Origin of the sequence: Lautropia mirabilis (genome assembly GCF_900637555.1) — a bacterium.
GTDB lineage: Bacteria > Pseudomonadota > Gammaproteobacteria > Burkholderiales > Burkholderiaceae_E > Lautropia > Lautropia mirabilis.
Map to the genome: position 1 here is coordinate 3063373 of NZ_LR134378.1, position 20357 is coordinate 3083729.

Here is a 20357-nt window from a genome sequence, read left to right on the forward strand (position 1 = left end):
ATCCACTTCTCCCCTTCGGGGATTTTTCATCATGTCATCCAACCCTATTGAATCAGCGGCCGTACCGACGGCCAAACGTTTTCCTGCCTGGAAACCCCTGCTCTTTCTGGCCATTCTGTGCGTGGGCCTGTACTGGGTGAAGTGGGACCCGTACTACCACAAGGCCTTCGTGGCCATCGAGAAGCACGACATTGGCAAGTCGATTCTGGCCGACAGCTACGACAGCCCGTGGCAGGCGATGTGGCAGTACGCGCAGGTGTATTTTCTGGCGATCTGGAAGGCGGCGGTGCTGGGCATCGTGCTGGGTTCGCTGGTGCAGATTCTGCTGCCGCCGGACTGGATCGTGCGGTTTCTGGGGCGCTCGCGCCTGGGCAGCCATCTGGTGGCCACGCTGGCAGCGCTGCCGGGCATGATGTGCACCTGCTGTGCGGCCCCCGTCGCCGTGGGACTGTACCGGGCGCGGGCGTCGGCCAGCGCCAGCGTGACGTACTGGGTGGCCAACCCGGTGCTGAATCCGGCCACGCTGGTATTCATGTACTTCGTGCTGGGTGGTGGATTCACGCTGCTGCGGGTGGTGTTCGGGGTGGTGCTGGTGTTCGGCGCGGCCTGGCTGGTGGGACGGCTGGCGGAGCGTCGTGAGGTTTCCGGAGGCCGGGATACGGCCCTGCCGGGCGATACGACAGTTCGGGGCAGCGCAAACGGAGCCGCTGGCCTGGCCGCAGGTTCGGTGACTGAATCGAACGCTGCGCTGGATCGGACCGGCGCTACCGCCCTGCCCCGGGTGGCGGCAAACACGGGCGGCGTGTCGGTGAACACGACGCTGGCAGCGGCACAGGCGGCAGCAGATGCCGAGGCGCGCAAACCCTTCCTGCAACGCTGGCTGCCGGCGCTGTGGCAGCTGTTCCTGTCGACGGTGCCGGTGTATGTGATCACGGTGCTGGCGCTGAGTCTGGCCCGGGTGTGGCTGTTCCCGCATGTGGACGGGGCGCTGGGCGATGGTGTGCTGTGGATCGTCTTCTTTGCGGTGGTGGGAACGCTGTTCGTGATTCCGACGGCGGCCGAGATTCCCATCGTGCAGGGGATGCTGGCACTGGGGCTGGGCACCGGATCGGCCGGGGCGCTGCTGCTGACGCTGCCCTCGGTGAGCCTGCCGTCGCTGCTGATGATGCGTGACGTGCTGGGCACGCGGCTGCTGTGGACGGTGGCCGGCTGGGTGGCCCTGGTTGGTGTGCTGGCCGGGCTTGTTGCATACTGGGTCTGACGACGGGCCAGCGGTAACTGGCATGAGGAAAGATCGAGATGGACATCATCCTGAATGGTGAGACACACCGGACGGCGGCAGCCACGCTGGCCGAGCTGGTGACGGAACTGGGCTATGCGGGCAAGCGCATTGCCATCGAACGCAACGGCGAGATCGTGCCGAAGTCACAGCACGGCGCCACGGCGCTGGCAGCTGGCGACCGGCTGGAGATCGTGGTGGCGGTGGGGGGCGGCTAACGCAGTCGGGACATTATTATTCGCCGGTACGGGGCGCGTCCATGGCATTACGCGTCCCTGTGTCGGCCCCTGCCGTGTGCTGACGGGGCGCCGGGCAGCAGCATCCGCCGGCATGAGGGCATGCACCGGGCGCATGTCATGCATGGTCCGGGACATGCACGGGCGCCGGGGCGGGTACCATTCATGATCTGGATGGATCGGCCGATGCCGGCACGCCGTCATGGCCCTTGGACCATGGAAGTCCCTGACCCGCGGAAGCCCCTGGACCACGGAGAGCCCGGACTCGCGGAAAACCCATGATGCACCACGGGCGTCCGGTTCACCATCCCTCCCTCAAACACGCTTTGGAGAATCTGGCATGAACGACACGGTTGCCCCTGATCCCCTGGTCATCGGTTCCCGCACCTTTTCATCGCGGCTTCTGGTGGGTACCGGCAAGTATGTCGATTTCCAGCAGACGCGCGAGGCCATCGACGCCAGTGGCGCCGAGATCGTCACCGTGGCCATCCGGCGCACCAACATCGGCCAGCATGCCGGGCAGCCCAGCCTGCTGGACGCGGTGCCGCCCGACCGTTTCACCATCCTGCCCAACACGGCCGGCTGCTACACGGCCGAGGACGCCGTGCGCACGCTGCGGCTGGCCCGCGAGCTGCTGGACGGCCACACGCTGGTGAAGCTGGAGGTGCTGGGCAACGAGCAGAACCTGTTTCCGAACATGCCCGAGACACTGGCCGCGGCGCGCACGCTGGTCAAGGAAGGCTTCGAGGTGATGGTGTACTGCAGTGACGACCCCATCCAGGCGAAGATGCTGGAAGACATCGGCTGCGTGGCGATCATGCCGCTGGCCTCGCTGATCGGCTCGGGCATGGGCATTCTCAATCCCTGGAACCTGAAGCTGATCCTGGAACAGGCCCAGGTGCCGGTGATCGTCGATGCCGGCGTGGGCACGGCGTCGGACGCCACGGTGGCCATGGAACTGGGCTGCGCGGCGGTGCTGATGAACACGGCCATTGCCAAGGCGCAGGATCCCGTCATGATGGCGCGGGCGATGAAAGCCGGCGTGGAAGCGGGCCGCCTGGCCCGGCTGGCTGGCCGGATGCCGCGCAAGTATTATGCGGCCACGCCGTCTTCGCCCACGGAAGGACTGCTGCCCAGCGTGGCACGCTGAGCGCCCACCGCGGGGGCCTGCGGGCCCCCCTCCTTTCCGTGACCCTCCCTGCTTTCGCCATTCCCGCGCTTTGCACTCGCTGCGCCGTCGTCATCGATGAGTTCCCTGCCCACCGATCCCGCCACTGTTCCCTCTACCCCCCCTGCCACTCCTGACACCGACGCGCCGCACCGGCGCGGCATCCGCAGCTATGTGCTGCGCCGCTCGCACTTCTCGGCTGCCCAGCGCGATGCCTGGGAACGGCTGATGCCGGTGTTCGGCCTGCCCTACCGCGAGCAGGCCCTGGACTACCCGCAGGCGTTCGGCCGGCAGGCGCCCGTGGTGCTGGAAATCGGCTTCGGCATGGGCGACACCACGGCCGAGATTGCTGCCAACGCACCGGACATCGATTTCATCGCCATCGACGTGCACACGCCCGGCGTGGGGGCGCTCCTGAAGCTCATCGAGCAGAAGGAACTGTCCAACCTGCGGGTCATCGAGCATGACGCCCAGGAAGTGCTGCGGCAGATGATCGCCCCCGGGTCGCTGGCGGGCATCCATGTGTTCTTCCCTGATCCGTGGCCCAAGGCGCGGCACCACAAGCGCCGACTGATCCAGACGCCCTTCGTGCACGAGCTGGTGGCGGCGCTGCAGCCCGGCGGCTACCTGCACCTGGCCACCGACTGGCAGGATTATGCGGACCAGATGGAGGAGGTGCTGGCGGAGATTCCGGCGCTGGTGGCCGAGCCGGTGCGGCCGTTTGAAACAGCCTCCCTGCCCTGCCCGCGCCCATCCACCCGCTTCGAGCGGCGCGGCGAACGACTGGGGCACGGGATCACCGACCTGATCCGCTACAAGCAGGCGTGATGCGGCACGACCGGCCCATGCCCAGCACTCCCCACGCATCGTCCGCCCCTGCCTCGCAGCTGCCGCCCGTGCCACCGCTGCCCGACCTGAAGGGCCACCGCTTTGCCCTGACCGGGGCGGCCGGCTTTCTGGGGCGGCACGTCATCCGGCTGCTGCACCGCCAGGGAGCACGAATCATTGCGCTGCGCCGGGCCGAGAGCCGGCCACTGCCGGACGCAACGGTACAGGAAGCGATCATCGACCTGAATGATGAAGCCGCCTGCGCCCAGACGCTGCACGATCTGAGGCCGGACCACGTCATTCACCTGGCCGGCTATGCCAATACGGATCGCTCGGTGGCCTCGATTGTCCAGGCGCTGCAGGTGAACCTGGTGGGCAGCATCAATCTGGTGCTGGGGGCGATGGACCGGGTGCCTGATTGCCGCGTGGTGGTGGCGGGCTCGATGGAAGCGGCCAATCCGTGGCAGGGCCCGCTGGCGCTGGGGTCGCCCTACGGGATGAGCAAGGCGATGGTGGAGGTGCTGACCGGTAGCCTGAACCGGCTCTATGGCACCAATGTGCTGAACATGCGCATCGGCATGGCCTATGGCGAGGACGACCCGAACCACCGGCGGCTGGTGCCTTCGGTGATCCTGTCGCTCCTGCAGGGACATGCGCCGGCCATTGGCAATCCGGGCCGGCTGTGCGACTGGATCCACGCCGAGGACGTGGCCGAGGCGCTGATTCGCGGCGCCCTGCTGCCCCGAGCCGAACCGGCCAGCATCGATGTGGGCAACGGCCGGCTGGGCAGCATCGCGGACGTGGTGGCCATCATCCAGCGGCTGCTGGGTACCGAACTGCCGTTGCAGCCGGTGGAACGGCTGCAACGCAGCAACGAGCAGGCCCGGTGTGCCGACCTGCCGGCGATGACGGCGGCCCTGGGGGGCTGGCGTCCCCGCATCAGCCTGGAGGAAGGTCTGGCCCGCGCCGTGGCGGGCTACCGCCAGGAGCTGGCCGAGGCGCGGTGACGCCATGCCGGGCGGGACGGCGCCATGCCGCCCGCACCCGGAACCGGACGCCGCGCGCTCGCGCGGCGTTCAGGCATCAGCCCTTGAAGTAGGCTTCCAGATCGTCGCTGCCGCCGGCTGGCTCGCGCTCAGAGAAGAATGTTTGAGAGAAACCGGTCAGCAGCAGGCCAGAACCGGGCACGAACCTGTACGAACACTTCCCTGCCAGCAACAAGAGCCCCCAGACCCCGGGGGAATCAGTTATCTCGGACCTCAGATGGACCAAGACGCCCGGGAAATCAAACCATTTTCTGTACACTGGCGACACCTTGACAAACCTTGAAAGCACTACCTCTCTTTCAACCTGTACACGCGTCCGGCAGTAACTTTCTCTCCTCTCCCAACAAAGACATCGTCAACATCATCGTCAGCGACACGGCCCAATATATACTTTACAGCAGAATCATCCCCTTCATTCTTGCCAAGTCTATAGTACAAAAACAAAACGCCCCTTTCCTTCGCCAAAGAACTGAAAAACCCCATCCTCGACTCCGGTAATTCAACAGCCCCGTCCGAGGAACAGGAAAACCCATCCCCATAATCAATCCTAGTATAAACAAAATACCCAGCGAATTCGCCATGAAAAACAAATCTGAAATATCTGTCTTTCGTTACGAAATTCAATGGTGACTTGCTGCACAAAACACTTATGTACGACATCACTCTCCCCCAAAGGGCCTCATGACTTGAGGCCCAGAATATTATCAAAACAGATCAACGTGGCGACCCATACCAAACATGAGATCCGTTACGGGGATTTGGGTGAAAATGAGTATAACGAGCCCCAGAACCGGCATGGAACTCACGAATCCCATTTCGACCAGCAATACGGGAGGCAATTGCTCGGCTGGGGGCCCAAACATTCGTAGCACCACGCGCAATCATGGCCTGCGCAACGCGCTGTGTAACCCAACGCTGCACGATGAATCTTGATGCAGTCATGACCCCAATTGCGACCAAGGGCGCTACCGAACCCTCAGTCTTCTCCATCTCCTGAGTCGACAGCACGGCCAGCTGCATCGGCTTGCCCGAAGCCTCGAACATGCTGTTGATATCATCCTGACTGAAGGTACTGAGCTGGGGCGACAGGGGCGCAGTACTTACAGCGCTTTCACCGGCGTACGCCTGCGTGGAAACCATGCCGACAGCGGCCAGAACAAGGACCATGCGTTTGATCGTGCTCATATAGACTCCATGTGGTCGAACACAATAACAAGCCTCGAAAGACTCCCGAGGCGCCGATGACGGTGTTGCCTCACCGCCAATCCCTGGGGCTGGTACATGATGAAAATCACCATGTACCAGCCTGTTTTTTCCCCTGTCACTACCCATGACGTCAGGGAATGCTTCTGAAACTCAGTTGCTGCACCGCACCAACACTCTGCCGCCATGGTGCCCTGGAGAAATACGCTTCTGCCCTGCTCACATCCACCGATGCCGGCAGAACCGCCAGAAACTTGCCTGCCAGTTCGGGCTGATCCTTGCCATCACGGGTCTGCCACATGTCCAGAAACTGCGCGCGACTGTAGGTGCGATTCCCGAGGCTCGGATCGGCAAGCCACACCGTGTTGCCACTGATGCCACGCAGTACGCTGAAATGATCGTCCTTGCGTACCTTGATGTACACCACCACCGGCATCTTCAACCGGGCCAGTTGCTCCCAGCTGGCGGCAAATCCCTGTGCCCGAAAGCCAAACTTTGGCAGAGCGCGGGTCATGTCATCAAAGCTCGCCCGGGCATCGCCCTTGTCCATGGCCTTCAGCAACTGCTCCTCGGTCAGCTTCTGGCCGTAGAACCCGTTGAGCAACGTAGCCAACGATGCGGCACCACAGGAGTAATCCTGATCCTGCTTGACGATCTGCCGGTCACGCAAGGTTTTCCAGCTTTTTACCGGAATCTGCCCCTTCACCACTTCGCTGGAGAGAATGAAGGCTTCCGGTCCGGGTTCAGGCTGCTTGCGCTTCGGCAGTAACGGAATGGCCTGCTTCCGCCCTTCTTCCTGCTTCGGGCTTCCGCCGGCCTCTCGTTCCCCAGAAGCCGATGAGCCGTCTTCTGCCCAAACGTCCTGGCTTTGCCACGCTGCAAGGCTCACACTCAGACTGACGACCAGAAGCATTCTGTCTGCAGACATTCTCCCGCCCCTTTCACCATCAGAACGTATACAACCAGTTGACCCGCATCTCGGCTCCCTGCCCGCCGGACGCATTGGTCTTGAGCGTGACGTTGAGGGTATTACCCGTGGCAAACCCATATCCGAAACCAAGCTGCAGATCTGTAGCGGTCCGATTGATTCCCATTGCGGCACCATTGAAGCGCTCCGCTGTCTGGCGCGTCCATTGCATGCCGGTCGTGAGTGTGACCCGATCATTGACGGCAAAGCCCACGGAGGGCGTCAGTATCAGCAGGTTGCCGCCCCTGGCAGTATCGGCACCATCACGGTAGCTGCGGCTGAAGCGGTAGGCCCCCGTCAGTGAAAACACGACCGGATCCAGTGCCTTGTAGGTAGTGAAGCCCAGCATGGCCGACCTGAATGACTTGCTGGATGAGCGCAGGCGCTGGCTGAGGGCCACTTCGGCAAAGCCAAGAAAGGCTGGGTAATCATCCTCCTCGCGGAACTGGTGGTTGATCCCCGCCCAGGTGTCTGCAAAATGGTTCAGGCGGTTGCTGCTGCGCCCAGCCGCGTCCCGAACCCGTTCACTGTCGTGGAGGTAACTGGTACGCAGCAGCACCTCGGTTTTGCCGGTGATGCCATAACGCAGACCCAGTGTACCGACCAGTGTGTCGCGGTTGCTGGAGCGTTCGCCCACGGCGGTGGGCACCTGTACAAACGACGTCGGCCCGGTTTGTACGGAAATGGGCTCGCCGGTAGAGACGCCTGTCTGGTCCACATTGGCGTAGGCAAAGGACAGATCCAGCTTGAATCTGCCCTTGTCGGTAACGAGGTCCTCAACCGTCAGCGGCAACTCAGCAAACGCTGATGCAGCATGACAAGAAAGCATGAGCAAAAGGACAAAATGTTGGCCACGCACAACATCTCCTGCAAAAATAACCTGAATGAATCATATTTTCACAAGAAAAAACACATTGTCAATATGAAAATATAACTTGTTATTTATCAATTTATAATTTGGATTTTTATCAAATTAGCGGCATTTGACTCCAATCTCCGAATATCATGCTTTGCTCGTCCAGAGCACAGATTGAGGCACTGATCTGCCAGAGAGCGGCCCTGCCCCAAACGAAAACGGCTTCTGCAGGACGGAGCCCGCCCGCAGAAGCCGCATGGTCCTGGGGTTATGCCCCCACGGATTGGGGCAATTGTCCCCTGCAGCGCCAGCGTCAGCCCTGCACCTTGAAGTACGCCTCCAGATCGTCGCTGCCGCCGATGTGACGGCCACCGATGTAGACCTGCGGCACGGTGGTGCGACCGCTGATGGCGCGCACGGCCACGGTGCTGGCGTCACGGCCCAGCACGATCTCCTCGTAGGACAGGCCCTTTTCCTTCAGCAGGGCCTTGGCCTTGGCGCAGAAGGGGCAGCCCGGCTTGGTGAAGATGGCCACGGACGGCGGCTGCTGGTAGTTCGGGTCCAGGTACTTCAGCATGGTGTCGGCATCCGACACCTCGAACGGGTCACCCGGCTTGTCCGGCTCGATGAACATCTTCTTGACGGTGCCGTCCTCGACCAGCATCGAATAACGCCACGAGCGCTTGCCGAAGCCGAGGTCGTTCTTGTCCACCAGCATGCCCATGCCGGCGGTGAACTCACCGTTGCCATCGGGAATGACGCCGATGTTCTCGGCTTCCTGGTCGTCCTTCCAGGCGTTCATCACGAAGGTGTCGTTAACCGAGACGCACAGGATGCTGTCGATGCCCAGCTTCTTGAAGACCGGGGCCAGCTCGTTGTAGCGCGGCAGGTGGGAGGACGAGCAGGTGGGCGTGAAGGCGCCCGGCAGCGAGAACACCACCACGCGCTTGCCGGCAAACAGTTCGTCGGTGGAAACATCCACCCAGGCATCGCCCGAGCGGGTATGGAAGACGACGGCAGGAACCTTCCTGCCTTCATGATTGGGGAGTTGCATGAGACGGATCCTCCGTTAGGGAAAGAGGCTGGATTTTACCAATGCACCCAGAGGCCATGGGCCAGAAGCCCGATGATGAGAATGCAGGCAATGTTGAGCAGCAGGCCCACGCGCACCATCTCGCCCAGCCGGATCTTGCCGGTGGCATAGACGATGGCGTTGGGCGGGGTGGCGATGGGCAGCATGAAGGCGCACGACGCCCCGCAGGCAATGATGGCAGCCAGCGCGATGTCGGGCAGCTGCAGCGTGCGTGCCACCGTGATGAAGATGGGCATGAGCAGCGCCGCCGTGGCCGTGTTGGAGGTGAACTCGGTCAGGAAAACCACGAAGCTGGTGAGCGCCAGCATGATGATGACCGGGTGCTGATGCCCCACGGCAGCCACGATGCTGTCGGCCAGGATCTTGCTGGCCCCGGTGTCCTTCATGACGATGGACAGCACCAGGCCACCGCCGAACAGCATCAGTACGCCCCATTCGGTGTGCTCCTGGATCTGCTTCCAGCTGGCCGAACCGCCCACGCACATCACCACCACGGCCAGCATGGCAATGACGGAATCGATGTTCTTGATGGGCTCGGGCAGCGCCAGCAGCTGCTGCAGCGGTCCGACCACCAGCTTGCCCAGGATGAGCAGCACCGCCGTGGCAGCGAAGACGACCAGCGTGAACATCCGCCGGCCATCCAGCGGGATGTCCTCGATGTCGACGTTGAACGGCACGCTGAAGTCGGGGCGCAGCACCACCCACAGTGACAGCACCATGGCCGGCATCATCAGTGCCACCACCGGCATGCCGTACTTCAGCCAGTCGGCAAAGCTGATGTCGATCATCGTGGCCAGCAGCGCGTTGGGCGTGCTGCCCACCAGGGTGCCGATGCCGCCGATACTGGCGCTGAAGGCGATGCCCAGCAGCACGAAGGCGTAGAGCTTGCGGTTCTTCTCCACGTCCACCTGCCGCAGGATGCCCAGGGTGAGCGGCAGCATCATGGCGGCCACGGCCGTGTTGTTGACGAAGAGCGACAGGAACGCCGTGACGGCGAACAGGTAGAAGATGGTGAGCTTCAGGCTGCCGCCGGCCAGCCGGATGACGTGTCCGGCAATCCACAGGTCCAGCTTCTGGATGTGCAGCACGGCCGCGATGACGAAGCCGCCGAAGAACATGAAGATGACCGGCTCGGCAAAGGGCGCGAAGGCTGCCTTGGTGGACAGCACCCCCAGCCCGATGGCAAAGAGCGGGATCATCAGCGAGGTGACGGTGATGTGGAAGGCCTCGGTCAGCCACAGCACACCCACGAACACCAGCAGCGCCAGCCCCCGGTTCTCGACAGGCGAGAACGGCAGCCAGCGCAGCAGCAGGAAGAAGAGGACAAGATCGGCGGCCAGGATCAGCCAGCCGCGCCGATTGGCGACGACCGCGTCGGACACGATGAAAACTCCCGGAGGAAGAAGAGGAAGGCCGGAAGTATGTCATGCCCCACCGGATAGGGACTTTCCCGAATGTGCCTGGCCGCCATCAGGACGCCTACCCATCCGCCAAATAGAAAGGACCGGCAAGGCCGCAGGGGCCGTGCCGGTCCGGGATGGGAGGGATGTCGGGAAAGCCGGACGATCAGTCCATGGCGCTGCCCCAGTGGAGCACGCCCGTGTAGGTGACCGCCAGGATGAGCAGGCCGAAGATCACGCGGTACCAGGCAAACACGCGGAAGCTGTTGCTGGCCACGAAGCGGATGAGCCAGTGCACGCAGGCCAGTGCGCTGAAGAACGCGAAGATGGTGCCCACGGCGAACAGCGGGATGTCGCCGGCGCTCAGCAGGTCGCGGCTCTTCCAGGTGTCATAGACACTGGCGCCGATGAGCGTGGGGATGGCCAGGTAGAAGGAGAACTCGGTGGCCACCTGCCGCGACAGGCCGAAGATCATGCCGCCGATGATGGTGGCGCCGGAACGGCTGGTGCCCGGGATAAGCGCGAAGGCCTGCGCCAGACCCAGCTTCAGCGCATCGACGGCGGTGAGGCTGTCGATGTCGGTGATGCGCGGCGCGATGTTTTCCTGGCGTTTTTCCACCAGGAAGATGATCAGGCCCCCCACCACCAGGGCGATGGCCACCGGCACCGGACCGAACAGGTGGGTCTTGATGAGCTTGCTGAACAGCACGCCCAGCACCGCCGCCGGGATGAAGGCGATGATGATGTTGAGCGCAAAGCGCTGCTGCACGCGGTCGGACGTGAGGCCGGCCAGCACCTTGCCGATGCGCTCGCGGTAGTACCAGATGACGGCCAGGATGGCGCCCGTCTGGATGGCGATGGCAAAGACGCTGGCTTTTTCGTCATCCCAGCCCAGCAGCGAGCTGGTGAGGATGAGGTGGCCGGTGCTGGAGATGGGGAGGAACTCGGTCAGGCCCTCGACAATGCCGAGGATGACGGCCTTGACCATCAGGGGGAGTGCGTAGAGGGATTCCATGGGGCAGGATGTTAACGCGCATCGTGGCAGGCACGGTGCCAAATCCTGCCACTTTCACCGGCATCACGCCCCCTGGAACAGATTGATACAGAAAAGTCAGCCGCGCGACCACAGCCGATGGAAATGATGCACGGGTCCATGGCCCCGGCCATCCACCCGCCGCCCCACCGTGAGCTGGCTGGAGGCGGCCAGCGCGCCGGTGAGATAGTCGCGCGCGGCACGGGCAGCGGCCGGCATGTCGGCCGACTGCGGGATGAGTGCGGCCAGCGCGGCCGACAGCGTGCAGCCGGTGCCGTGCAGGTTGTCGGTGTCGATGCGCGGGCCATCGAGCTGGATCATCCGGTCGCCATCGAAGAGCAGGTCCACCGGGTTGCCCGGCAGGTGGCCGCCCTTGAGCAGCACCCAGCGCCCGTCGGCATCGGCCAGCAGGCGGCGCAGCCGCTCGGCCATCCGGCGCATGCCCGCCACGTCGTCGGGGGCGGACTGATCCAGCAGCAGCGCGGCCTCGGGCAGGTTGGGCGTGATGACGGTGGCCAGCGGCAGCACGGCCTCAGTCAGCATGCGGATGGCGTCGGCGGGCAGCAGCACGTCGCCGCCCTTGGAGACCATCACCGGGTCGACCACCAGCGCCGGCAGCTGACCCGAAGCCAGCAGCGGCTCCAGCGCGTCGGCCACCGTGCGCGCAATGGCGGCGGTGCCCAGCATGCCCAGTTTGGCACTGTCGATGCGCACGTCATCGAACAGCGTGTCGATCTGCAGCCGGATGAAATCGGTGGAGACACCCTCGATGCCGGTGACGGCTCGGGTGTTCTGGGCGGTGAGCGCGCAGATGACCGCACAGCCATAGGCCCCCAGCGCCGAGAAGGTCTTGATGTCGGCCAGCACGCCGGCCCCGCCACTGGGGTCGACGCCAGCGACGGTCAGCAGGTTGGGAATGGCGCGCGCGGCCGCGCCAGGCTGGCCGGCAAGCGCCGCAGGATCGAAGTGGCCCGACACGGGGTTGTCGGAACGGGACATGGCAGGACTCCGGAAACGGACACCGAGACGGATGGCATCCTATCACCCCTGGCAGGGGAAGCTGCCTGCCGGGATGCGGGTATGCCCTGAAGCACACCCCGCATGAGTGGCAGCCGGTGCTGCTCGGCCTTCATCCCGTCCGGATCCGCGAAGACCGGAAGCCGATACTCCTATCCTTGAGGATTCCGGCAGACAACGCGTCATCTGGATATCCTTGGGGCCGGCAGGTCGTGCGCCCTTCATTCCCTGTCCCTGGCACCGCATCGCGGGTGACGGCGCTACCCCGCAGGTTCTCCTCTCCGCCCTTGTTTTCCTTGCTTCTTTCCCGACATACCGCCATGTCCCCCACCTCGACCCCGGCCTCCACGCCCTGCCCTGCGCCCACCGCCCCCGCCAACGTACTTTCCATCGCCGGCACCGATCCGACCGGCGGGGCTGGCATCCAGGCCGACCTGAAGACCTTCGGCGCGCTGGGCGCCTATGGCATGGCGGTGGTGACGGCCGTGGTGGCGCAGAACACGCAGGCCGTGCGCATGGTCTCACCGCTGACGCCAGAGCTGGTACAGGCGCAGCTGGAAGCCGTGTTCGAGGACGTGACGGTGGCCGCCGTGAAGATCGGCATGGTGGCCAACGCCGGGATTGCCGAGGCGATTGCCGAAGTGCTGACCCGCCATCGGCCGCCCTTCGTGGTATTCGACCCCGTGATGGCGGCCAGCACCCACAAGCGCCTGATGAATGAAAGCGACCTGGAGCGGATCCGCACCGTGCTGCTTCCGCAGGTGAGTCTGCTGACCCCCAACCTGAAGGAAGCCGCCCGGCTGCTGGGCATCGCGCAGCCCGTCGATGAAGCCGGCATGCACGCCTGCCTGCCCGCACTGCAGGCGCTGGGGGTGCCCAACGTGCTGCTGAAGGGCGGGCATCTGGCCGACGACACCCCCGACGCCCCCGAATCCACCGACCTGCTGGCCACGCCCGAGGGCGTCATCCGCCTGTCCGCGCCCCGCATTGCCACGCGGCACGGGCATGGCACGGGCTGCACGCTGTCGTCAGCCATCGCGGCGCTGTGGCCGCAGCACGGGCTGGAAAAGGCCACCCGGATGGCCAAGGACTACGTGCATGGCGCGCTGCTGCACGCCGATACGCTGCAGGTGGGACATGGCCGCGGGCCGTTGCACCATTTCTGGCAGGCGGTTCACCTTCCCGGGCAGCTGGCGTAACATGCCGGCAGTGAGGCCATTGCTCCGAGGAGCCCGGCCTGCGGGCAGACCCGGGGTGCCATGGCCGCCCCCTGCGAAGGCCTGCCCCCTCCACCACGGCCTGTCCGGCAGGATGCCCTCATCCGCCACAGTGCCCTTCCTGTCGCGGAGTCGAGCGTGAACCTCGAAAAAGTCGTCTTTGCCTTCTTCACGATCCTGGCCTGTACCCTGAACTTCGGGTTCTTTCTGGGCGAGATCGACCGTGCCGACTTCCACCACCCGGCCGAGCTGTTCATCGCCGTGGTCATCAACCTGATCACGCTGATCATCAAGTTCGGCGACCGTACCCAGATGGGCGCCACGCACCTGGCCACCAGCCTGGTGGCGACGCTGCAGCTGCTCTTTGCCTCGCTGGTCTGGATGTGGGTCGAACAGTTCAACAACACCCCGCTGGACGGCCACACGGTCAGCATCATCGTGTCGCTGTCGGGCGGTGCGCTGCTGGCCAACCTGGTCTCGGTCATCCTGCTGATCGGCGAGACGCTGCGCCAGACGCGCTGAGTCGGGCTGCCGCACGGATCCCCCGCCATGATCGACGTCATCTACATGATCCTGCGGCGCCTGCGGGTGCCGCTGATCATCCTGATCGCGGTCTACGCCATCTCGATCTTCGGGCTGGCCATTGCGCCCGGCGTCGATCCGGACGGCAACCCCTGGCGGATGGGGTTCTTCCACGCCACCTACGTGATGAGCTACACGGCCACCACGATCGGCTTCGGCGAGGTGCCCTTTCCCTTTTCCGACCAGCAGCGGGCCTGGCTGATCATCTCCATCTACCTGTCGGTGCTGGCCTGGACCTACGCGGTGGGTTCGGTGTTTGCCATGACCACCGACCGCACCTTCCGGCGCACGGTGGCACGCAACGTGTTCCGCTGGCAGGTCAAGCGTCTGTCGGGCCCCTTCTTCGTGATCTGCGGTGCCGGTCGCAGTGCTCTGGCACTGGCCCAGGCCCTGGACCAGCTGGGCCACCGGGTGGTGGTGGTGGAGATCGACGGCGAGCGCGCCACCCGCTTTGCGCTCAACGAGTTCCTCAGCCCGCCGCTGATCATGGAGGCCGATGCCAGCCATCCGGGCTCCCTGAAGGATGCCGGCATCCACCGGCGCTGGTGCCAGGGCGTCATTGCCCTCACCAGCAACGAGCACGCCAACCAGACCATCGCCATCGGCGCCAAGCTGCTGCGTGAGGACATCACCGTCATTGCGCGCGTGACCGACGCCGAGGGCACCAACAACCTGCACGCCTTCGGCAACGTGCATGCCGTCAACCCGTTCCAGGTGCTGGCCACCAACCTGTCGCTGGACATCGCCGCACCCGAGGTGCTGCGCATGGAGGACTGGGTGACGGCCGCGCCGGGCACGCCCATTCCCACCCGCATCAATCTGCCCAAGGGCAAGTGGGTGCTGATCGGCTACGGCCGCTTCGGCCAGACCATCTCGGCCACACTGGACGAGGCGCGCGTGCCCTGGAAGGCCATCGACCCCGACCGGGACCTGGCCGGCGAAGCACGCCTGCAGCGCGGCGACAACTCCGAGGGCTCGCTGAAGGCCGCCGGCGTGGCACGGGCCAGCGTGCTGGTGGCCGGCACCGACAACGACACCATCAACCTGAGTGTCACCACCATTGCGCGCCGCCTCAACCCCGACATCTACGTCATCATCCGCCAGAACCAGTCGGCCGACCGGCTGCTGATCGATGCAGCACGCGCCAACCTGCGCGTGGTGCATTCGCAGCTGGTGGTGCGCGAGATCCTGCAGACGCTCAAGACCCCGCTGCTGGGCGATTTCATCAGCCTGGTGCGCCAGCAGGGCAACACGGCCGCCAGCCGGGTCATCGAACGCGTGATGGCCACGGTCGGCAACGCCGCACCCCGCAACTGGGCCTTCCACTGCGACCCCACCCAGCCCGGGCTCTTCAATGCCTTCTTCCGCAACCGGGGCGGCCGTGCGCTCACCATCGAGCAGATCCTGCGCGACCCGCGCCACCACGAGACCCGGCTGACGGCCCTGGCCGTGATGCTGGTGCGGCGTGGCGAGCGCACCCTGCTGCCCGATCCGTCGACCGAGCTGCGCCCCGGCGACCGGCTGCTGTTCATGGGTCAGGAAATGGCCCGGCAGCTGCAGCTCAACTTCCTGGAAGACCCGCTGGCGGTCGACTACGTGCGCACCGGCATCCAGCAACCGCGGGGCTGGCTGTTCCGCCGGCTGGACGCCTGGTGGCGGATGCGCCAGGAAGCGCGCCAGGTGCGGCAGGATTGACGGAAATGTCGCAATGACGCTATATTGATGACTTGACAGTCATTAATGCGTCAGGTGAACACGACCACACCATCCCCTGCCCGCTGCAAGCGCCCCCGTGCCTGGGAGCGCCGCAAGGAACAGCGTCCCGGCGAACTGCTGGACGCCGCGCTGGAAGTCTTTGTGGCCCGGGGCTATGCCGCCGCCCGCCTGGATGACGTGGCCGCGCGTGCAGGCGTGTCCAAGGGCACGCTCTACCTGTATTACGCCGGCAAGGAAGACCTCTTCAAGGCCGTGGTGCGCGCCACCATCCTGCCGGTCATCGAGCAGTTCCGTCACCACATCGAGCAGGCCACCGGCAGCAGCGAACAGCTGCTGGCCGACGTGCTGAAAGGCTGGTGGAGCTGCTTCAGCAAGCCGCAGATGGGCGGCATCATGAAGCTCATCCTCGGAGAAGCCAGCAACTTCCCGGAAATTGCGCGCTTCTTCAACGACGAAGTGACCCTGCCCACCCATGAGGTGATCCGTCGGCTGGTGCAGCGCGGCATCGAACGGGGGGAGTTCCGTCAGCCCTGTGACCTGGACACGGCCACCCACCTGATCATGTCCCCGCTCATACTGAAATTGGTCTGGAACCATTCGGTGGGCCAGTGCTGCAAGCCCATCATCGATCCGGCCGACTTCATCCGCCATCACGCCGACCTGGTGCTGACGCTGCTGCGCCCGGACACGGCAACTGCGGCGCCTTGCGCCAGCACGCACACGCCCGACGCCCCGGCCCAGGACGCGCTCCCGCCCCCCCTGCCTGCCTGAGGCCTCCTGCGCGGGATTCCCGACGGCTTCTCTCCTTCCCGATGTTTCGTCGTTCCCGGCATGCTGGCATACTTCATCCAGAGACATCACCCGGCGCTGAACACCATGAACATCGAGCAAGCCCGCTTCAACATGATCGAACAGCAGATCCGCCCCTGGCGGGTCAATGATGGACGGGTGCTCGGCATCCTGGCAGAAGTCCGCCGTGAGGACTTCGTGCCGGCCGCCTCGCAGGGCATGGCCTTTGCCGACACCGAGGTACCGCTCAACATCGACGGTCATGCCTCGGGCCAGGTGATGCTGGCGCCGAAGGTGGAAGCCCGCCTGCTGCAAGATCTGGCCATCCAGCCCCACGAAAAGGTGCTGGAGGTAGGCACCGGATCAGGCTACGGCACGGCGCTGGCGGCACACTGCAGCCGCCACATCAGCTCCTGGGAAATCGACCCGGCGCTTGCCGCTTTCGCCGCGGCCAACCTGGCCCGCGCAGGCCTGACCGACCTGCAGCTGCACACCGGCGACGGCCACGAGGCCCTGAAGGCCTCCGATGCCCGCTGGGACGTGATCATCCTGTCGGGAGCCGTGGCCACCGAGCCGGCCGACTTCCTGGCCCGGCTGAACGCCGGCGGGCGGCTCTTCTGCTTCATCGGCGAGGCTCCCGTCATGGAAGCCCGCGTCTACACCCGCACCGACCAGGGCCTGCAGTCGCTCAACCTGTTCGAGACAATGGCTCCGGCCCTGCAGGGCTTCCCCTCGGTCAGCCATTTCCATTTCTGACCACCGCGCCGAGATGAGCCGCCTCTCGCCCGCACAGCTGGCCCAGTGGCTGGGAGACCCTCGACGCGAATCTCCCCTGCTGCTGGACGTGCGCGAGGAATGGGAGTTCGAACACGTCAGCCTGCCCGAGTCGCAGCACGTGCCGCTGGCCGAGCTGCCCGCCATGGTGCACGAGCTGGATCCCGAGCAGCCCATCGTCTGCATCTGCCACCACGGCGTGCGCAGCCTGCGGGCGGTCCACTTTCTGGCACACCATGGCTTTGCCGAGGTCCACGACCTGGCCGGCGGCATCGACGCCTGGGCCGTGCAGCAGGATCCGACCATGGCCCGGTACTGAGACCCGGCGGGCCACACACACGGAAGGGCAATGATCAAGACACATCGGCTCACCCGCCTGCTGCTGGCAACGCTGCTGCTGCCCGCCCTGCCCGCCTGGGCCACCAACCTGCAGGAAGCCTTTGATGCCGCGCAGCGGCAGGACCCCACCGTACAGGCCGCCCGACTGCAGGTGGACATCGACAACCAGCAGCGCAAGGCAGCGCGCTCCCGACTTCGGCCCAGCCTGGGTGCCGAGCTGAGCACCACCAACGGCCAGCTGCACACCAACCTGTTCTCCCGGCACTACTACGACAACCGGCTGGCCGGCATCAACCTGAGCATTCCGGTGTACAGCCCGCAGGACGCGGCCCGTCTGCAGCAGGCCCAGGTAGCCGAACTGCTGGCGCAGAGCCGTCTGGCGCAGGCCCTGCAGAGCCTGGCCGAACAGGTGGCCTCCAGCTACTTTGCCGTGCTGTCGGCACAGGATGCCCTGGACGTGGTCGAGGCGCAGCGCCACGCCATCCAGGAACAGTTTGAAGCGGCCCGAGAAGGCTTTGCAGCGGGCAATGCCACCATCACCGACCAGCAGGAAGCCCAGGCCCGGCTGGACCTGAACCGCGCCCAGCTGGCGGCGGCCCGTCATGCGCTGCAGGGCCGCCAGGCCTCCTTCACCCAGCTGACCGGTCTGCCGGCCGATCGCCTGCAGCGCCTGGCCCCCGATACCCGCCTGCCGCTGGCACCGGCGCAGTCACAGGCCTACTGGGAAGACCAGGCGCGCACCCGCAGCTTCCTGGTGCGTCAGGCAGAAATGGGGGTTCAGGGCGCCCGTCACGGTGTGGATGCTGCCCGTGCGGGCCACTACCCCACCGTCACCATCGGCGCTCAGGCCGGTGCCCTCAATGGCCAGACCAACGTCACCGTAGGCACCCAGGTGCACCGCTCCCGCGACATTTCCGCGGGCGTGAAGGTCCGGATCCCGCTCTATGCCGGCGGCGGACTGGTGGCCCAGGAACGCGCCAGCGTGGCCACGCTGGAACAGCGGGAAAGTCAGCTGGAAGCGGCCCGGCGTGGCGCCGCCCAGCAGGTGCGCGACCTGTACCTGGCCCTGCAAAGCAGCATGGAGCAGGCCGATGCGCTGCAGGCGGCCGTGCGCTCCAGCCAGCTGGCCCTGGAGGCCAACCATGAGGGCTATCGTGCCGGTGTGCGCGTCAACATCGACGTGCTGAACGCCCAGCAGCAGCTCTTTCAGGCCCGTCAGAACCTGGCCTCCACCCGCTACGCCGTGCTGCTGAACCAGCTGCGACTCAAGGCAGCCATCGGCGCACTCGATGACGCCGACATCGCGGCGGTCGACGGTTATCTGAAGGCCCCTGCCGGGTCGAGCACGGCCACCGCGCCGGTGTCGCCCGGCAACGGTCAGCCCGTCAAAGCTCGACCTGCGGCGGCGCGGTGACCAGCGGGGCCACCGGAGGCCCCAGTGCCGATTCCATCAGCGGGCCAATGGCCTCCAGCGTGCGCTCCAGCGAGCCCCGATGCGCCTGGGCAAAGGCGGCCCCGGCCGCGGACATGGCGCCCCGTCGCGCCGTGTCGGCTGCGAGCTCCAGCGCCACCGGAATGGCCTCGCGCGGGTCACTGACCTGGATGGAGGCGCTGAACAGGATGGACGCCTCGGCGGCCTGCTGGAAGTTGTAGACCGACGGTCCCAGCACCACCGGACAGCCGGCCGCATTGGCCTCGATCAGGTTCTGCGATCCGAAGGGCAGCAGCGAGCCGCCCATCACCGTCACGTCGGCCGCCGCGTACCAGGCCTGCATCTCGCCCATGGAGTCGCCCAGCAGCACGTTGCAGTGCGAGAAATCGGTGTTCGGATCATCCAGCGCCTTGCGCTGCATCGGCGCCTCGCCCATGTGGCGGGTGATGAGTCGGGCCACCGCCTCGAAGCGGTTGGGGTGGCGCGGCACGATGATCAGCATGGGTGGCAGGCTGTCACCGATGCCACCGAGCCGGGGATCACGGTGCTGCATCACGCGCTTCCAGCTCTCCAGCACCAGGGCTTCCTCGCCCTCACGAGTGCTGGCCGCCAGAATCACCAGACGGTCGCCGAAACGCTTTCGCCAGCCCCGGCCGCGCGCCTGCAGCACGAAGTCGGCCGGCTGGTCGAACTTCAGGTTGCCGGTGACGAACTCGGGGCGCTGCCCCAGATGGGCGATGCGCTCGGCGTCGTCCTGGGTCTGGGCGATGATCATCGAATAGCCGCGTACCGCAGGCTCGATCAGCGAGCGGAAGCGCTGCCCGCGCGCCAGCGAACGGGGCGAAAGACGGGCGTTGACGGCAATGAGCGGCACCTGGTGACGATTGGCGGCCGCCACCAGGTTGGGCCAGACCTCAGTCTCGACGATCAGGCCGATGGCGGGATTCCAGTGCTGGAAGAACCGTTCCACCGCCCCCGGCAGGTCATAGGGCAGATAGCTCTGCGCAATGCGGCCGGGCAGATCCTTCAGACGCAGCGCACCGGTGGCCCGTCCGGTGGGCGTGCCGTGCGTCAGCAGGATGGGCACCTCGGGCCAGGCGGCCGCACATTGGCGCAGCAGCGGCAGCACGGCGGCCGTCTCGCCCACCGACACGGCATGCACCCACAGCGGCCGCACCTGACCGGTGTGATAGCTGTGCGTGTCTGGCGTGTTGCTGGGCGCGCGCCAGTAGCCGAAGCGCTCGTCCCAGTGCTGACGGTACTCAGGCTGCCAGAGACTGCGGTAGAGCAGATAGCTGCCCAGAAGCGGGGTGGCCAGGCGCCAGCCCCAGCCGTAGAGACAGCGGGCAATGTTCTGGGCGCCGGAGGACTGGGTCATGATG

20 protein-coding genes are annotated in these 20357 nt (G+C 65.4%); 12 read left to right on the plus strand and 8 right to left on the minus strand.

Annotation, left to right across the window (positions count from 1 at the left end; genetic code table 11):
* Positions 1–31: 31 nt before the first annotated feature.
* The 5 genes from EL249_RS12600 to EL249_RS12620 all read left to right on the plus strand — a co-directional run bounded on the left by EL249_RS12600 (position 32) and on the right by EL249_RS12620 (position 4518).
* On the plus strand, positions 32–1261 hold the full coding sequence (locus EL249_RS12600; RefSeq protein ID WP_005671789.1) for a permease: 1230 nt from the start codon (positions 32–34) through the stop codon (positions 1259–1261).
* 38 nt (positions 1262–1299) lie between these two features.
* Positions 1300–1497 (plus strand): sulfur carrier protein ThiS, encoded by a 198-nt coding sequence (gene thiS / locus EL249_RS12605; RefSeq protein WP_005671787.1) that lies wholly within the window; start codon positions 1300–1302, stop codon positions 1495–1497.
* A gap of 358 nt (positions 1498–1855) precedes the next feature.
* Complete coding sequence (locus EL249_RS12610; RefSeq protein ID WP_005671785.1) at positions 1856–2665, plus strand: thiazole synthase; 810 nt, start codon at positions 1856–1858, stop codon at positions 2663–2665.
* Between the two features lie 96 nt (positions 2666–2761).
* Entirely contained in the window at positions 2762–3511 is a 750-nt protein-coding gene (gene trmB, locus EL249_RS12615; RefSeq protein WP_005671783.1) for a tRNA (guanosine(46)-N7)-methyltransferase TrmB, read from the plus strand.
* A gap of 17 nt (positions 3512–3528) precedes the next feature.
* The gene (locus EL249_RS12620) at positions 3529–4518 is read left to right on the plus strand and encodes an NAD-dependent epimerase/dehydratase family protein (RefSeq protein WP_169311644.1); all 990 of its coding nucleotides are present in this window, start codon (positions 3529–3531) and stop codon (positions 4516–4518) included.
* Positions 4519–5271: 753 nt separating this feature from the next.
* On the opposite strand, the gene EL249_RS12625 is transcribed toward EL249_RS12620, so the two are convergent.
* The 7 genes from EL249_RS12625 to thiD (EL249_RS12655) all read right to left on the minus strand — a co-directional run bounded on the left by EL249_RS12625 (position 5272) and on the right by thiD (EL249_RS12655) (position 12108).
* The gene (locus EL249_RS12625; protein WP_126348245.1) at positions 5272–5742 is read right to left on the minus strand and encodes a hypothetical protein; all 471 of its coding nucleotides are present in this window, start codon (positions 5740–5742) and stop codon (positions 5272–5274) included.
* A 151-nt stretch (positions 5743–5893) separates the two neighbouring features.
* Positions 5894–6673 (minus strand): C39 family peptidase, encoded by a 780-nt coding sequence (locus tag EL249_RS12630; RefSeq protein WP_005671777.1) that lies wholly within the window; start codon positions 6671–6673, stop codon positions 5894–5896.
* Between the two features lie 34 nt (positions 6674–6707).
* Positions 6708–7586, minus strand: a complete 879-nt coding sequence (locus EL249_RS12635; protein WP_232002021.1) for a hypothetical protein — start codon at positions 7584–7586, stop codon at positions 6708–6710.
* 310 nt (positions 7587–7896) lie between these two features.
* On the minus strand, positions 7897–8637 hold the full coding sequence (locus EL249_RS12640; RefSeq protein WP_005671774.1) for a glutathione peroxidase: 741 nt from the start codon (positions 8635–8637) through the stop codon (positions 7897–7899).
* A 35-nt stretch (positions 8638–8672) separates the two neighbouring features.
* Positions 8673–10058, minus strand: a complete 1386-nt coding sequence (locus EL249_RS12645) for an SLC13 family permease (protein WP_005671772.1) — start codon at positions 10056–10058, stop codon at positions 8673–8675.
* Positions 10059–10242: 184 nt separating this feature from the next.
* On the minus strand, positions 10243–11091 hold the full coding sequence (locus EL249_RS12650; RefSeq protein ID WP_005671770.1) for an undecaprenyl-diphosphate phosphatase: 849 nt from the start codon (positions 11089–11091) through the stop codon (positions 10243–10245).
* A 96-nt stretch (positions 11092–11187) separates the two neighbouring features.
* Positions 11188–12108, minus strand: a complete 921-nt coding sequence (gene thiD / locus EL249_RS12655; RefSeq protein ID WP_005671768.1) for a bifunctional hydroxymethylpyrimidine kinase/phosphomethylpyrimidine kinase — start codon at positions 12106–12108, stop codon at positions 11188–11190.
* Between the two features lie 338 nt (positions 12109–12446).
* Here thiD (EL249_RS12655) and thiD (EL249_RS12660) point away from each other — a divergent pair, with 338 nt between their 5' ends.
* The 7 genes from thiD (EL249_RS12660) to EL249_RS12690 all read left to right on the plus strand — a co-directional run bounded on the left by thiD (EL249_RS12660) (position 12447) and on the right by EL249_RS12690 (position 18957).
* Positions 12447–13325, plus strand: coding sequence for a bifunctional hydroxymethylpyrimidine kinase/phosphomethylpyrimidine kinase (gene thiD / locus EL249_RS12660; RefSeq protein ID WP_005671766.1), 879 nt, complete (start codon positions 12447–12449; stop codon positions 13323–13325).
* 156 nt (positions 13326–13481) lie between these two features.
* A complete protein-coding gene (locus tag EL249_RS12665; RefSeq protein WP_040529561.1) occupies positions 13482–13865 on the plus strand; it encodes a DUF6394 family protein in 384 nt (127 codons plus the stop codon).
* Between the two features lie 27 nt (positions 13866–13892).
* Positions 13893–15620, plus strand: a complete 1728-nt coding sequence (locus tag EL249_RS12670; RefSeq protein WP_005671762.1) for a potassium channel family protein — start codon at positions 13893–13895, stop codon at positions 15618–15620.
* 45 nt (positions 15621–15665) lie between these two features.
* Entirely contained in the window at positions 15666–16412 is a 747-nt protein-coding gene (locus EL249_RS12675) for a TetR/AcrR family transcriptional regulator (RefSeq protein ID WP_005671761.1), read from the plus strand.
* A gap of 105 nt (positions 16413–16517) precedes the next feature.
* Positions 16518–17186, plus strand: coding sequence for a protein-L-isoaspartate O-methyltransferase family protein (locus EL249_RS12680; protein WP_040530321.1), 669 nt, complete (start codon positions 16518–16520; stop codon positions 17184–17186).
* Between the two features lie 13 nt (positions 17187–17199).
* A complete protein-coding gene (locus tag EL249_RS12685) occupies positions 17200–17523 on the plus strand; it encodes a rhodanese-like domain-containing protein (RefSeq protein WP_005671757.1) in 324 nt (107 codons plus the stop codon).
* A gap of 30 nt (positions 17524–17553) precedes the next feature.
* A complete protein-coding gene (locus EL249_RS12690; RefSeq protein WP_005671756.1) occupies positions 17554–18957 on the plus strand; it encodes a TolC family outer membrane protein in 1404 nt (467 codons plus the stop codon).
* Here the strand turns inward: EL249_RS12690 and EL249_RS12695 are convergent.
* Complete coding sequence (locus tag EL249_RS12695; protein WP_005671754.1) at positions 18929–20353, minus strand: 3-deoxy-D-manno-octulosonic acid transferase; 1425 nt, start codon at positions 20351–20353, stop codon at positions 18929–18931. The genes EL249_RS12690 and EL249_RS12695 overlap by 29 nt on opposite strands.
* Positions 20354–20357 lie beyond the last annotated feature (4 nt).

What these genes read in the sequence shown, in the direction of transcription:
- EL249_RS12600 (WP_005671789.1), top strand. Translation starts at nt 32, where the DNA reads ATGTCATCCAACCCTATTGAATCAGCGGCCGTACCGACGGCCAAACGT.
- thiS (WP_005671787.1), top strand. Translation starts at nt 1,300, where the DNA reads ATGGACATCATCCTGAATGGTGAGACACACCGGACGGCGGCAGCCACG.
- EL249_RS12610 (WP_005671785.1), top strand. Translation starts at nt 1,856, where the DNA reads ATGAACGACACGGTTGCCCCTGATCCCCTGGTCATCGGTTCCCGCACC.
- trmB (WP_005671783.1), top strand. Translation starts at nt 2,762, where the DNA reads ATGAGTTCCCTGCCCACCGATCCCGCCACTGTTCCCTCTACCCCCCCT.
- EL249_RS12620 (WP_169311644.1), top strand. Translation starts at nt 3,529, where the DNA reads ATGCCCAGCACTCCCCACGCATCGTCCGCCCCTGCCTCGCAGCTGCCG.
- EL249_RS12625 (WP_126348245.1), bottom strand. Translation starts at nt 5,742, where the DNA reads ATGAGCACGATCAAACGCATGGTCCTTGTTCTGGCCGCTGTCGGCATG.
- EL249_RS12630 (WP_005671777.1), bottom strand. Translation starts at nt 6,673, where the DNA reads ATGCTTCTGGTCGTCAGTCTGAGTGTGAGCCTTGCAGCGTGGCAAAGC.
- EL249_RS12640 (WP_005671774.1), bottom strand. Translation starts at nt 8,637, where the DNA reads ATGCAACTCCCCAATCATGAAGGCAGGAAGGTTCCTGCCGTCGTCTTC.
- EL249_RS12650 (WP_005671770.1), bottom strand. Translation starts at nt 11,091, where the DNA reads ATGGAATCCCTCTACGCACTCCCCCTGATGGTCAAGGCCGTCATCCTC.
- thiD (WP_005671768.1), bottom strand. Translation starts at nt 12,108, where the DNA reads ATGTCCCGTTCCGACAACCCCGTGTCGGGCCACTTCGATCCTGCGGCG.
- thiD (WP_005671766.1), top strand. Translation starts at nt 12,447, where the DNA reads ATGTCCCCCACCTCGACCCCGGCCTCCACGCCCTGCCCTGCGCCCACC.
- EL249_RS12670 (WP_005671762.1), top strand. Translation starts at nt 13,893, where the DNA reads ATGATCGACGTCATCTACATGATCCTGCGGCGCCTGCGGGTGCCGCTG.
- EL249_RS12675 (WP_005671761.1), top strand. Translation starts at nt 15,666, where the DNA reads ATGCGTCAGGTGAACACGACCACACCATCCCCTGCCCGCTGCAAGCGC.
- EL249_RS12680 (WP_040530321.1), top strand. Translation starts at nt 16,518, where the DNA reads ATGAACATCGAGCAAGCCCGCTTCAACATGATCGAACAGCAGATCCGC.
- EL249_RS12685 (WP_005671757.1), top strand. Translation starts at nt 17,200, where the DNA reads ATGAGCCGCCTCTCGCCCGCACAGCTGGCCCAGTGGCTGGGAGACCCT.
- EL249_RS12690 (WP_005671756.1), top strand. Translation starts at nt 17,554, where the DNA reads ATGATCAAGACACATCGGCTCACCCGCCTGCTGCTGGCAACGCTGCTG.
- EL249_RS12695 (WP_005671754.1), bottom strand. Translation starts at nt 20,353, where the DNA reads ATGACCCAGTCCTCCGGCGCCCAGAACATTGCCCGCTGTCTCTACGGC.